Raw genomic sequence first — 13,514 nt, forward strand, 5'->3', positions numbered from 1 at the left:
CTTAATTAAACAGTAAGGGATAAACGTTGTATTCACAGTACTTGATTTATCTTTCAGTAAAGATGCGGCAGCAGCGATGGGAGAATATGGCATGGCGCTGGTGTTATTATCGGATGATTCGTTCTTCTGGCCAGCAAGCACGATCTTCTACATCTTAATTTGGGCTCGCATGAGGAAATTCAGGATCACAGTTTCTCTATCCTAAATAGACACTAGAAGGCTGCTGAGCTTTCTAGAAACCCTTTGAAATTGTGGCATAACTATTAAAAGAAGTTTTGGCAATGGTACAATGGGAATATAGTAATGGTTTTTACCCTGAGATTTTTCCTTTAGAAGCGTATTCATTATGGAATTTCTATAGGATTGTAGAAAAAGCCAGAAAAATGATGTAGAACGTCTTATTTATTTTAGAGAGCGACTCAACAAGATAAAAATGATGATAAGATCAATTAGTTATAAAATATAAAAAGATATAGTTAATTTTGAAAGAATTTGCCAATTCACAAGCTTTTTTAGATGTAGAGCATTCTGTTTCTGGATTTCGTTGGGTATCTCTTCTTGACCAAGCTGGTGTTAATCATGCTCTTGCAATAGCTCAGATTCATGGGATATCTGATTTGGTTGCTCGTATTTTAGCCGGGCGTGGAGTTGGCATTGAAAAGGCAATGGATTTTCTAAATCCTACTCTTCGTTCTTTAATGCCGAATCCTGATACCCTTGTGGATTGCGATAAGGCAGCTCGTCGTATTATTCAAGCGATTTATCAGGTTGAAAATATTGCTATTTTAGGCGATTATGATGTAGATGGAGCTGCTTCTGTAGCTTTAATAGCAAGATTCCTAAACCATTTTGGCATTAAGACTCGTATCTATATCCCGGATCGAATTCTTGAGGGATACGGCCCTAACCCAGTTATCATAAAAAAGCTTATAGATGAAGGTGCCCAACTTATTATCGCTGTTGATTGTGGTTCTACAAGCCATGAATCTCTTGAGATTGCAGCATCTCGAAATGTTGATGTCATTGTCATTGATCATCACCAGGTAGGAACAGAGATACCTTGTGCATATGCATTAGTCAACCCAAACCGCCAGGATGATTTATCCTTACAAGATCATTTATGTGCAGCAGGAGTTGTTTTTCTTGTGCTTGTTTTAATTACTCGTATTTTACGGGCAGAGTATAACATACAGATAAAAGATTTAGATTTATTATCTTTTCTGGATATTGTAGCTCTTGCAACTGTTTGTGATGCAGTGCCTTTGACAGGCTTGAATAGAGCATATGTTAGAAAAGGTATTATTGTTGCTCGTCATAAAGGTAATCCTGGTATTAAAGCATTGATGGAACTGATGAGACGTCCTATGCCTATAACATATGATCACTTTGGTTTTATGATAGGTCCACGTATTAATGCTGGGGGACGTATTGGAGATTCTAATCTTGGAAGTCGGCTATTAATATCTGATAATCTTTCTGAAATTGAGACTATTGCGGCCCAGTTGGATAGTCTCAATCGTGATCGTCAGTTTATGGAAGCGACTATGTTACAACAGGCTGAAGCTGAAGTAATCATTAAATATGGTGATACTAAAGGGGCGTTGGTGATTGTTGCTACAGGAGAGAGTTGGCATCCTGGAATTGTAGGATTGCTTGCAACTCGTTTAAAAGATAAATTTGGCTGTCCAGCTTTTGCGATTGCTTTTGACAATACTACAGGTAAAGGTATTGGTTCTGGTCGGTCTGTCATTGGTTTTGATATTGGTATAATGGTTCGCGCAGCTCTCGAGGAAGGTTTACTTCTGAAAGGTGGTGGTCATGCTATGGCTGCTGGTTTGACCGTAGAGCATAGCAATATTGATCGATTACGTATTTTTTTTGAAGAGTATGTGCACAATGCAGGTATAAATTTAGCTGCGATTAAATTACTGAAAATAGATGGTGCATTAAGTGCTGCGGGGGCTACCGTAGAACTTTTTGATATGCTTGAATGTGTTGGTCCCTATGGTTCATGCAATCCAAAACCTTTATTTGTTTTCCCTCGACATAAGTTATGTAACTTCTATCCTATAGGATCTTCACATCTTAAAGTCATTTTTGAAAACCAAGATTCTCTTTCTATTGAAGGTATTGCTTTTTATGTTATTGACACTCCGTTGGGTAATTTCCTTATGAAATCGCGCGGCAAGTGGATGCATATTGCTGGTTATTTATCTATGGATTATTGGAAAGGCAGAAAGCAGGTACAGTTACATATAAAAGATGCTGCTGCGTGTATATGAAACAAATAAATATTTGATATTATAAAACTGATTATTGACTTTAATGATTGATAGCAGGTTCACTTAGTGAGCAGCTATTTTTTATAAAAAAGACATTGTTGTAAAACATCAAGCAATGATGACATCATAGAATTTTATAATTCCTGGTCATCAACTTGTTTAACCATTAGTGATAATAAACTGGCACTCAAGTATTAATGGTACGCCCTAGGGGAATCGAACCCCTCTTTTCAGAATGAAAATCTGATGTCCTAACCGATAGACGAAGGGCGCGTATCATCTTACTAATCTTGTATTAGGGAGTGAGTCATATCGCAAGCACCATTTACATATTTTTTAAAAAATATTGTGAAAGATATAACAATTATCTACTTTAAAAAGATTTTTTTTCTTAAATCTCTTTAAGTTGTATTATTTTTAGTGTTTTTGTAACAAGAAACTTAAGAAAGTTTTAAAAAAAATTATATTCTATTTATTGATAAAGAAGTACAAATGTTAGGCAATGAGATATTTACCTATGCTTTAAAATGGCAAATCTATTTTAGGGGTATTGTTTTAGAGGTATAAAGCGATAGAGGTTGTTCAACTTGTGCTATGCTGTTAGCAATATGCTCCTGGTCGAGAACAGTTGAAGTTATGGTATCGCGGGTTTTTTGTTTTTCAGACAGTTTAGAATCATGAGAGAAGATGATAGCTTGTGATTGAGAAGTCATTAAAGAACTGACAATGCTAGAAAATATACTATAATGATTGGCATTAAAGAGCATTTTATTTTCTTCATTCGTTATGGTTGGGTCTATTTGCTGTTCTATCGTTGTTACAGAATCTTGATCATGTAGATCAGGATTTTCAGGGAGGGACTCAATAATTTGTGATATGTCAGGAGTGATATCAGTTTTTTGAGAGGATGATAAGAGATGAGGGTTCTGTTTCTTGATAGTATGGGTTTCTAGCTTTTTGCAACCCATCATTAAAAACCCGCAAATAGAAAGACTCAATATACATATTTTCTTATAGAGAGCAAAAAAAGGCACAGAACTCAACTTTGTAAATATATCCATAAAAGCTTATTATGCACTAATATGCTTATGTAGAGCATGTAATTTTTACAATTCGCTCTCTATAAAATGAGAAAACTTTTTTACCAGGTTCCTATGTTAGGCATGGATAGCCATGGCTCTTTGGGTTCTAGAGGATTATTTTTCTGGAGAATTTCAATAGAAACTTTATCAGGAGAGAGAATAAACGCCATTTTTCCATCTCGAGGCGGTCTATTGATCGTAATGTTATTTTTCATAAAATTTTCACAGGTTGAGTAAATATTATCTACACTGTAAGCAATATGTCCAAAGTTACGACCTGTTGTGTAGTCTTCAGTATCCCAGTTATAAGTGAGTTCAAGACATGGGGCCCTATATTGATGAGCAGCTTCCAAGTCTTCTGGAGCGGCTAAAAAAACCAGAGTATAGCGACCCTTTGTATTTTCAAGACGATCAACTTCATAGAGACCCAGAATTTTGGTGTAGAATTCTAATGAATGCTCAAGGTCTTTAACACGTACCATAGTATGTAAGTATTTCATTTATCTTTTCCCAAATAATTTTAATGGTTAAAATTGTATTTTCTTATAATGCAATTATATTTTATATTATCAAGATATTTGATCTAAATTGTAAGCATTGAAGATAAAAAGATGAAAATTTTGATAAATTTTTCAGAATACTACTTGTGTTAAATGGTTAGCAAAATATTAACTAAAAGTTTAAGAATCGGTTCAAGGAATCAAGGGGATAAAAATGGTGAACGGGATTTCTTCAAAAGAGACTATAAATATTAATAGTTCATTAACTAACGTATCTGATCTTGTTGAGGTTACTGGAGTTGTTAAGTGGTTTGATCTTTCTAAAGGATATGGTTTTTTTGTACCAGATAATGGTTCAAAAGATGTTTTATTGCATGTTACTTGTCTTCGACGTGATGGGTATCAGAGTATTTTGGCTGGAACACGTATAGTTGCTTTGGTTTATAAACGTGAACGCGGCTATCAGGCCTTTAAAATTCTTTCTGCAGATAGGTCTAATGTTATAAAGCCATCTTCTCTTTCTAAAGTAGATTCTACATTTCTTAATATTGTTCCAAAGAGTGAAATAGAACGTGTTACTGTTAAATGGTTTGATCGTGTAAGAGGATTTGGATTTTTAACACGCTCTGAACATAATGAGGATATTTTTATACATATGGAAGTACTTCGCCAATTTGGCTTGACATGGATTTATCCAAAACAAACAGTTCTGGTTCGATTTGGTCATACTAAAAAAGGTCTGATAGCTGTTGAAATTCATCCGGATACAGAAAATCTTATTCAAAGATCACATTAGCTGTTGTTCTTTCAATATATAATTTTTTATGAGGAATAGGAATATGTTATAAAGAAGATATGTATAATGTTTTATGATAAAGATCATTTGAGAAATATGATTAGTTTATCAGGGAGTGATTTAAACTCGAATCTGAGTAAGTGTTTTAGGTGTTATTTTGTTTCAGCATTACAACTTAAGGCACAGTTTATGCCTTCATAAATTTCCTATAAGAGTTTTAATCAAAAGGGACTGCAATTTTTTTATGCAGTCCCCCTTGGATTTTAGATATTTTTTTTTTAAAAGTCATTTTTATTGTTTAAGTTAGTAATTGTACATTCTATGATTAAAGATACTTTTTACTATACACCAGCCATCAGCACATATTAACATCATTGATTGATGTTCTACAAACAATAGTCTTAAACATAACGATATCGCTTTTACAAAGAAAGAGATATTTATTAAGTTATAGCCCTAAAGCACCAAATCGTTTTTTGAATTTTGAAACTTGTCCTTTACGATCTGTAATTTGTTGTTTTCCACCAACCCATGCAAAATGTGAAAAAGGATCAATATCAAGGCTCATCAAGGATCCTTCTGATTTCCAGGTTGAGCGTGTTTCGTATTCAGTACCATTAGTCATAACAACTTTTATAAAATGATAATCAGGATGGATATCGGGTTTCATGATGGTTTCCTTGGTATAATAAATTTATTGTTGCAAGTCTCTTGTAACTAAATAGCATATGAAATAAAACTTCAGACAGTTTTTGTGCCTGAAGTTAAGAATTTCATAAGTACATGAAAACGAGTTTAATAACAAGATTGATTATTATAACATAATCCAGTTAGTTTCATATATATGGAAATCAAAGATAGAGATCAAGAACAATGGGGTATAATTTCCTCATTAAAGTTTATGCTGCCATACTTTATGCGATGTTGGCCATTTGTTCTTGGTTCTTTGTTTTCTCTTGTTCTGGCAGCTTGTATTACCTTGGAAATTCCTTTGACAGCGCGTCATCTTCTTGATTATGGCCTCCACAACGGTGATAGAGTAAAGACAGATTATTATTTTATGATTATTATTGTTATGGTTCTCTTGCTGGCCGTTGTCAGTTCTCTACGTTATTATTGTGTATCATTGTTAGGGGAACGAGTTGCATCTGATTTGCGTATAGATGTTTTCTCTAGATTAATGAAATTATCTCCATCTTTTTTTGATAGCTATAATTCTGGTGAAAATTTTACAAAATTAATGACAGATACTGAAAAGATCAGAATAATGGTATCAACAAGTCTATCAATTGCGCTTCGGAATCTTTTGATGTTTTTAGGAGCGATATTTATGATGCTTGTCAGTAGTTTTGGACTTTCTGCTCTTGTTATGGGAATAGTTTTTCTGGTTATTCTTTTTTTAGCAGGTTTTTCTAAAATTATGCGCAAACGTTCTAATAGTAGACAGAAGCATATAAACCAGCTAACACAATTTACATTCGATTCTATTAAGTCTGTACGAATGTTGCAGGCTTTTGTAGCTGAAAATAAGACAATCTGCCGCTATAAGCAGAAAGTGGAGAAGGTATATCAAAAAACAATTCGGATTGTTTTTATACGTTCTTGTTTAACTGCTTTTGCTATTTCTTTTGTGTTTTCTGGTGTTGTTGTCGTTTTGTGGTTTGGTTTGCAGAAAGTTATATCTGGGACAATGTCAGGAGGAGCATTAACCCAGTTTATGTTGTATTCAATTATTGCTGCAGGATCTATAAGTCTCTTATCAGATATTTGGGGAGAAGTGTCTCAGGTTGTTTTGGCAATTGGTCGGTTACGTAATATTATTGTTTTTGAGTCAAATTTACTTTCTTCCGCTGCTCCTGTGAGATTAACTTCACCGATATTAGGACAATTAGCTTTTCATAAGGTGTCTTTTTCTTATTCTCAACACTCAGCAGAAGTTGCTTGCAAGACTGCTTTACATAACTTAAGTTTTATAGTTAATTCAGGAGAAACTGTTGCTATTGTTGGATCATCTGGAGCTGGAAAGAGTACGATAGCTTCTTTAGCTCTTCGTTTTTATGATCCTGATTGTGGTTGTATAGAGTTAGATGGTATAGATCTTCGAAATCTTCCTATTGAAGAAGTTCGTCGATCTATTTCTTTTGTTCCTCAAGATCCATTGATTATAATGGCTTCTTTGCATGATAATATTGCGATGGGAAAATCAGAAGCAACGCGCGATGATGTGAAGAAAGCAGCTATTGCTGCCCAGGCACATGAATTTATTGCTAAATTAGAAAAAGGTTACGATACAACGGTAGGAGAAGGTGGAGTGATCTTGTCAGTAGGACAACGTCAACGTATTGCTATTGCTCGAGCTATTCTTAAAGAATCTCCTGTTATATTACTAGATGAACCAACATCAAGTTTGGATGCTGAGAATGAGATATTAGTCTGGAAAGCATTAGAAGAATTACGTAGAGGGCGTACAACTATTGTCATTTCACATCGATTTGTTCTTGTGCAGAAAGCAGATAATATCCTTGTTTTGAGCAATGGTTGTTTGGTAGAAGAAGGAACTCATGACAGTCTTATGGAGCGTGGTGGTTTTTATACACGTTTAGCAGAATTACAAATCTCTAATGTAAACAGATCAACAATTTAATGTTTAAAACAGGATATAACCTTTCTTGTCTTTTATTTTGATATTTAGATAAGACGTTTTTAAAAAGAATGAAGAGGTTTTTGGGGAGCAGTCTTTTGATAAGAAAGACTTGGCAAATAAGATTATCAATAAGAATTCTGGTTATTATGTCATTACTTACGAGTAAAACAGTATGAAGGAACTCTTTTAGGTTTATAGGAGATTATAGTTGTGGATAAAGGTAAGGCATTAGAAGCTGCTCTATCACAGATAGAACGTTCTTTTGGCAAGGGATCAATTATGAGACTCGGTTCAAAAGAAAATGTTGTTGAGATAGAAACGATTTCTACAGGTTCTTTAGGTTTGGATATTGCTCTGGGAATTGGTGGTTTACCCAAGGGTCGTATTACTGAAATTTATGGTCCAGAAAGTTCTGGAAAAACGACTTTAGCTCTTCATACTATTGCTCAGGCGCAGAAAAAATCTGGGATTTGTGCTTTTGTAGATGCAGAACATGCGTTTGATTCTCTCTATGCCAAGAAACTTGGTGTTGATTTGCAAAATTTGTTGGTCTCACAGCCAGATACAGGCGAGCAGGCTTTAGAGATAACGGATACATTAATACGTTCAGGAGCAGTAGATGTTCTTGTGGTCGATTCTGTTGCTGCTTTAACGCCGCGTGCTGAGATTGAAGGAGAAATGGGAGACAATTTACCAGGAATGCAGGCACGATTGATGAGTCAGGCGTTACGTAAGCTCACAGCTTCTATTTCTCGCTCCAATTGTATCTTGATTTTTATTAATCAAATGCGAATGAAAATAGGTGTTATGTTTGGTTCACCAGAGACAACAACTGGTGGAAATGCGCTTAAATTTTATTCTTCTATACGCCTTGATATTCGCCGTATTGGTTCAGTTAAAGAAAGAGAAGAAATTATTGGTAATCAGACAAGAGTTAAAGTAGTTAAGAATAAAATGGCTCCTCCTTTCAAGCAAGTTGAATTTGATATCATGTATGGAGAAGGTATTTCTCGCATGGGTGAACTTGTTGATTTGGGAGTGAAGGCTGGTATTGTTGAAAAATCTGGCTCCTGGTTTTCATACAAGAGTCAAAGGTTAGGGCAAGGACGCGAAAACGCCAAAACTTTCTTGCGTGAAAAAAGCGATATTGCAGAAGATATTGAAATTTCTCTGCGTCAGAATGCTGGACTTATTGCTGATAGCCTTTTACAGAATGTTGATGTGGAAAGTGAGGCTGTTGAGATTTAACAAGAATAAGTAAACTCAATAAGTTATATAATTACCGCCTGGTTGCATATCACTTATTGTTTGATCAATGCCGAGCAGTGTGAAATTAGGATTAGCACCTTGTTCTTGTATTCGTACCAAAGTTTTGCCAGTCAGTATTAGTGATGAAACCCACAGCAGTATTGAAGGCCAAATAAGACATTAAACCAATCATTCCTTGTATATTAAGAGGAAACGCATCTTAAAATAGAAGAAAGAATCCACCCAAGCTGAAAACAATAACTATCTTAGCATATTCACACCAATCCATTTCCTTTTCAGGATTTACGTTACCCATCTTATAGAAAAGCTTTTCAAAAGGAAGGAAAATAGGGGGATAAGAAATTCTTCAATTATTGTCTGTACAGCTTCTTAAGCATTTCCATAAGATGTTAAAAAAATAAAGAAAGGTTGATAAAAGTTTTTTCCTATTTTAAGATGCAACTAAAGAAGTTAAAAGTGTAGCAAGATAAAAGTATTATAAAACATATCAGTGATTTAATAAATCTGTACGTTTTAGTCTTATTTATTTTTTATATTTTCTGTTTTGTCTGGAATTATAATATGTCTGGCGTAATAAATGGTCAGGTAAATATGTTTTGGTATAAAAATTAAGTTATTAAACTTATAAATAAATTGGTTTTTAAATAAATAATAGAAAGCTCTGATAATGAGCAGTGTAAATAGCATCCGATCAACATTCTTAGAGTTTTTTAAGAAAAATGGCCATAAGGTTGTAGAATCATCTACACTTATTCCTAGTAATGATCCAACATTGATGTTTACTAATGCGGGTATGGTTCAGTTCAAGAATGTTTTTACAGGACAAGAACAATATCCTTATAAGATAGTTACAACTGTACAAAAATGTGTGCGTGCTGGTGGTAAGCATAATGACCTTTATAATGTTGGCCGTACTGCTCGGCATCATACTTTTTTTGAAATGTTAGGAAATTTTTCTTTCAGTGATTATTTTAAAGAACAGGCAATTGACTTTGCCTGGCAGCTTCTCACCCGTGAATTTGGTCTCAGTCGTCATCAACTTCTGGTAACGGTTTATTATAACGATGATGATGCTTTTAATTTTTGGAAAAAAATTTCTGGATTACCAAATGACAGAATTATTCGTATTAGTAGCAATGATAATTTTTGGTCAATGGCAGATACAGGTCCTTGTGGTCCTTGCTCTGAGATTTTTTTTGATCGTGGCGACAAGTTTTCAGGAGGTTTACCTGGTTCTTCTGAAGAGGATGGTGAACGCTATATTGAAATATGGAATCTTGTCTTTATGCAGTTTGAGCAACTCAGCAATAAAGAACGTATAGCATTACCACGGCCATCTATAGATACCGGGATGGGATTAGAACGTTTTGCTGCTGTTTTACAAGGCAAAGAAAATAATTATGATATAGATCTTTTTAGGGCTCTTATTTCTGCTTCTGAACAATTTACTGGAGTTCCTTCTGTTGGAAGACACGCAGTGAGTCATCGCATTATTGTTGATCATCTTCGTTCATCGGTTTTTTTGATTGCAGATGGTGTTTTACCAGGAAACGAAGGACGGGGATATGTTCTTCGACGTATTATGCGTCGTGCTATGTGCCATGCGCAAATTCTTGGAGTTTCAGAGCCTTTTATGTGGCGTCTTTTACCTGCTCTTTTTGCAGAAATGGGCACTGCATATCCTGAATTAATTCGAGCAGAATCTTTGATTATTGATGTATTAAAACAGGAAGAAGTGCGATTTCGTAAGACATTAGAACGTGGGCTTGTCTTGCTTGATGAAGTTTCAGTGGGTTTGGAGAAGCACGAGCGTTTGGATGGTAATATTGCTTTCAAGCTTTATGATACCTATGGTTTTCCACTTGATCTTATGCAAGATATTTTGCATGCGCGTGGTTTTGCTGGCATAGAAGTTTCCCAATTTAATCAGGCCATGGAACGACAGAAAACTGAAGCAAGATTGCATTGGCTTGGTTCTGGGGAAAAAGCGATAGAAAAAATTTGGTTTTCTCTCAAAGAGAAACATGGTGTTACAAGGTTTTTGGGTTATGACACAGATCAGGCTGAAGCTATGGTGCAAGCCATTATTGATAAAGGTAAAGTTGTTGATTCTGCAAAAGAAGGAGAAATGGTTTTTATTATTGTTGATCAAACACCTTTTTATGCTGAATCTGGTGGTCAAGTAGGTGATACGGGTACCATTACTGGTGAAGGAGTTCAGCTTAAAGTTATTGATACTAAGAAGCAAGGAAATGATCTTTGGGTTCATAGTGTTGTGGTTGAACACGGTACATTGCGCACAGGGATGTCTGTCACGTTAAAAATTAATGCCCAGAATCGTCGATTATTAAGTATCAATCATTCAGTTACGCATCTTTTGCATTGGGCGTTACATGAAGTGCTCGGCTTTCATGTAGTCCAGAAAGGCTCTCGGATTACGCATGAAGGATTACGCTTTGATGTAACACACTCACAACCGATAACTCTTGAAGAGATAAAGTCTGTTGAGGATATGATGAATGAGGTTATTTTGCAAAATCTACCTGTCACAACAAGCATTATGAATATTGATTCGGCTATAGCGATTGGAGCTACAGCCTTGTTTGGAGAAAAATACGGTAATGAAGTCCGTGTTGTTTCCATAGGCTTGAATAAGAGTAACTCTTACTCTCTTGAGTTATGTGGTGGTACACATGTTTCTTTTACAGGAGAAATTGGTCTTGTTCATATTCTATCTGAAAGCGCTGTTGGTGCCGGTATTCGTCGTATTGAAGCCATTACAGGAAAGGTAGCGCGTGCCTATCTTCTTAATCAGGATGAACAAATGAAGTCACTTTCTGCATTGTTGAAGGTACAATCATCTGAGGTTTTGATACGTGTAAAGGAGATGAGAGAAGAGAAACGTAAACTTGAATACCAGCTTGCTGATGCTAAGAAAAAATTAGTAGCTGGAGATAGTCATTCTTCTGTTCGCGAAGTTGCGGGTATTAATTTCATTGGTCATGTGGTAACCGATATAAATCCTAAAAATCTTAGAGAATTAATTGACGAGAGAAAAAAAAGAATAGGATCAGGAATTATCATGCTTATAGCTCTTTCCGAAGAAGACAAAGCTTCTGTTATTATTGCTGTAACGCAGGATTTGATCAGTAAGTTTAATGCTATTTATCTTGTTCAATTAGCAGCAAGAGTAATGGAAGGTAAAGGTGGAGGAGGGCGTCCTGATATGGCTCAGTCTGGAGGGCCTAATGGGAAAAATGCAAAGAAAGCTATAGAAGAAGTTATAAAATTCTTGGAAGAACAGAATAAAAAATAAGACAACTTATAGAAAAAGGTTTTTATATTTTTATAAAATAAGGATATTAGGATCTTTTTTCTGAATGATTATTAAAAGAAAAATCTAGTATTTCTTTAGATAGAAACAAAACAAATAATTAAATTTTATGCAACTTAAAAGATCTTGTCTTGTACTATTTTTTTGTTAGCCACATTACAAACTTGATGTTTACATAGGATGAAGCATTTTTTCGGGTTTGACAAGGGTATCGTAATCTTCTTCAGAAATAAATCCGCTAGCGAGAGCTTCTTCTTTGAGAGTTGTACCGTTTTTATGCGCTGTTTTAGCAATGCTAGCTGCATTATCATATCCTATTTTAGGTGCTAAGGCGGTAACAAGCATTAGAGATCGGTTTAATGAATTAGTAATATTATTTTCATGAGCCTTAAGACCAATTATACAGTGATCTGTAAATGATATTGCTGCATCACTTAAAAGTTGTACTGATTGTAAGAAATTATAAGCGATCATTGGCTTATAAACATTTAGTTCAAAATGTCCCTGACTATCAGCAAAAGTAATTGCTGTATGATTGCCAAAAATATGTATACAAACTTGGGTTAATGCTTCACATTGAGTTGGATTGACTTTTCCTGGCATAATAGAAGAGCCCGGTTCATTTTCTGGTAATATCAATTCTCCTAGTCCAGCACGTGGGCCAGATCCTAGAAAACGGATGTCATTGGCAATTTTGAAAAGGGATGCTGCTGTAGTGTTAATCGCTCCATGACTGAATGTGATGGCATCATGAGCAGCAAGTGCTTCGAACTTATTAGGTGCAGTTACAAAAGGAAGTCCAGTAATCTTCTGGATATTTTTAGCAACTTTTTCTGCAAATCCAACTGGTGCATTAAGACCGGTCCCTACAGCTGTCCCTCCTTGAGCCAATTCATAGAGGCCATATAAAGTTGACTCAATACGCTTGATAGATGATTGAACCTGTGTGGCATATCCTGAAAACTCTTGTCCTAAAGTTATCGGTGTTGCATCTTGGGTATGAGTTCGTCCAATTTTTATAATATTTTCAAATGTGATAACTTTTTCTAAAAGGGCTTGGTATAGGCCTCGAAGAGCAGGAAGAAGGCGATGGAAAATCTGTTCTGCGCAGGCAATATGCAATGCCGTGGGGTAGGTGTCATTAGACGATTGACTCATGTTGACATGGTCATTAGGATGGACAGGTTTTTTTGAACCTATAGTTCCACCCAGCATCTCTATTGCACGATTGCTAATCACTTCATTGGCATTCATGTTTGATTGCGTACCAGAGCCTGTTTGCCAGACAACAAGTGGGAAATGATCATCAAGTTTTCCAATTATAACTTCTTGAGCAGCATTAATAATTGCTTCCCCAAGCACTGGATCAAGGCGTTTAAGTTCTATATTTGTACGTGCAGCAGCTTGTTTTACAATACCAAGAGCGCGTATAATTGGTAAAGGTTGTCTTTCTTGCCCAATCTTAAAATTTTCAAGAGATCGTTGCGCTTGTGCACCCCAATAACGATTTTTTTCTACGCAAATGGAGCCAAAACTGTCTGTTTCAGTGCGAGTATTAGTCATCATATCCCTGTCTTAAGCGGTATTTTTATTGTTAGATAAACCTT

9 protein-coding genes, 1 tRNA gene and 2 pseudogenes are annotated in these 13,514 nt (G+C 35.4%); 6 read left to right on the top strand and 6 right to left on the bottom strand.

Going from position 1 to position 13,514, the window contains the following annotated elements; all coding sequences use genetic code 11:
- Positions 1-26 precede the first annotated feature (26 nt).
- Both B488_RS07395 and recJ read left to right on the top strand, forming a co-directional pair.
- Positions 27-158, top strand: a complete 132-nt coding sequence (locus tag B488_RS07395) for a hypothetical protein (RefSeq protein ID WP_015272862.1) — start codon at positions 27-29, stop codon at positions 156-158.
- A 324-nt stretch (positions 159-482) separates the two neighbouring features.
- Positions 483-2,282 (top strand): single-stranded-DNA-specific exonuclease RecJ, encoded by a 1,800-nt coding sequence (gene recJ, locus B488_RS02160; protein WP_015272864.1) that lies wholly within the window; start codon positions 483-485, stop codon positions 2,280-2,282.
- 198 nt (positions 2,283-2,480) lie between these two features.
- Here the strand turns inward: recJ and B488_RS02165 are convergent.
- From B488_RS02165 to gloA, 3 genes are all read right to left on the bottom strand, one after another.
- Positions 2,481-2,555 (bottom strand) — tRNA-Glu (locus B488_RS02165).
- 263 nt (positions 2,556-2,818) lie between these two features.
- The gene (locus tag B488_RS02170; protein WP_144049183.1) at positions 2,819-3,250 is read right to left on the bottom strand and encodes a hypothetical protein; all 432 of its coding nucleotides are present in this window, start codon (positions 3,248-3,250) and stop codon (positions 2,819-2,821) included.
- A 173-nt stretch (positions 3,251-3,423) separates the two neighbouring features.
- Complete coding sequence (gene gloA / locus B488_RS02175) at positions 3,424-3,864, bottom strand: lactoylglutathione lyase (protein ID WP_041770591.1); 441 nt, start codon at positions 3,862-3,864, stop codon at positions 3,424-3,426.
- A 214-nt stretch (positions 3,865-4,078) separates the two neighbouring features.
- On the opposite strand from gloA, the gene B488_RS02180 reads away from it, so the two are divergent.
- Positions 4,079-4,660, top strand: coding sequence for a cold-shock protein (locus B488_RS02180; protein WP_015272867.1), 582 nt, complete (start codon positions 4,079-4,081; stop codon positions 4,658-4,660).
- Positions 4,661-5,108: 448 nt separating this feature from the next.
- Here B488_RS02180 and rpmE read toward each other — a convergent pair whose 3' ends face one another.
- Positions 5,109-5,330 carry a 50S ribosomal protein L31 gene (gene rpmE / locus B488_RS02185; RefSeq protein WP_015272868.1) on the bottom strand — a complete coding sequence of 74 codons (222 nt, stop codon included), beginning with the start codon at positions 5,328-5,330 and terminating at the stop codon, positions 5,109-5,111.
- A gap of 174 nt (positions 5,331-5,504) precedes the next feature.
- Between rpmE and B488_RS02190 the strand changes: the two genes are divergently transcribed.
- Both B488_RS02190 and recA read left to right on the top strand, forming a co-directional pair.
- Positions 5,505-7,304: an ABC transporter transmembrane domain-containing protein gene (locus tag B488_RS02190; RefSeq protein ID WP_015272869.1), complete on the top strand. Its 1,800-nt coding sequence runs from the start codon at positions 5,505-5,507 to the stop codon at positions 7,302-7,304.
- A gap of 194 nt (positions 7,305-7,498) precedes the next feature.
- Positions 7,499-8,552: pseudogene (gene recA / locus B488_RS02195) on the top strand (recombinase RecA).
- Between the two features lie 91 nt (positions 8,553-8,643).
- Here the strand turns inward: recA and B488_RS07485 are convergent.
- Positions 8,644-8,916: pseudogene (locus B488_RS07485) on the bottom strand (potassium-transporting ATPase subunit KdpA).
- 324 nt (positions 8,917-9,240) lie between these two features.
- On the opposite strand from B488_RS07485, the gene alaS reads away from it, so the two are divergent.
- Positions 9,241-11,889 carry an alanine--tRNA ligase gene (alaS, locus tag B488_RS02200; RefSeq protein WP_041770596.1) on the top strand — a complete coding sequence of 883 codons (2,649 nt, stop codon included), beginning with the start codon at positions 9,241-9,243 and terminating at the stop codon, positions 11,887-11,889.
- A 189-nt stretch (positions 11,890-12,078) separates the two neighbouring features.
- On the opposite strand, the gene fumC is transcribed toward alaS, so the two are convergent.
- Positions 12,079-13,470 carry a class II fumarate hydratase gene (fumC, locus tag B488_RS02205; protein ID WP_015272872.1) on the bottom strand — a complete coding sequence of 464 codons (1,392 nt, stop codon included), beginning with the start codon at positions 13,468-13,470 and terminating at the stop codon, positions 12,079-12,081.
- Between the last annotated feature and the right edge of the window lie 44 nt (positions 13,471-13,514).

This window comes from Liberibacter crescens BT-1, from assembly GCF_000325745.1.
In the GTDB taxonomy this organism is placed as follows: domain Bacteria; phylum Pseudomonadota; class Alphaproteobacteria; order Rhizobiales; family Rhizobiaceae; genus Liberibacter; species Liberibacter crescens.

What these genes read in the sequence shown, in the direction of transcription:
- B488_RS02170 (WP_144049183.1), bottom strand. Translation starts at nt 3,250, where the DNA reads ATGGGTTGCAAAAAGCTAGAAACCCATACTATCAAGAAACAGAACCCT.
- gloA (WP_041770591.1), bottom strand. Translation starts at nt 3,864, where the DNA reads ATGAAATACTTACATACTATGGTACGTGTTAAAGACCTTGAGCATTCA.
- B488_RS02180 (WP_015272867.1), top strand. Translation starts at nt 4,079, where the DNA reads ATGGTGAACGGGATTTCTTCAAAAGAGACTATAAATATTAATAGTTCA.
- rpmE (WP_015272868.1), bottom strand. Translation starts at nt 5,330, where the DNA reads ATGAAACCCGATATCCATCCTGATTATCATTTTATAAAAGTTGTTATG.
- B488_RS02190 (WP_015272869.1), top strand. Translation starts at nt 5,505, where the DNA reads ATGGAAATCAAAGATAGAGATCAAGAACAATGGGGTATAATTTCCTCA.
- alaS (WP_041770596.1), top strand. Translation starts at nt 9,241, where the DNA reads ATGAGCAGTGTAAATAGCATCCGATCAACATTCTTAGAGTTTTTTAAG.
- fumC (WP_015272872.1), bottom strand. Translation starts at nt 13,470, where the DNA reads ATGACTAATACTCGCACTGAAACAGACAGTTTTGGCTCCATTTGCGTA.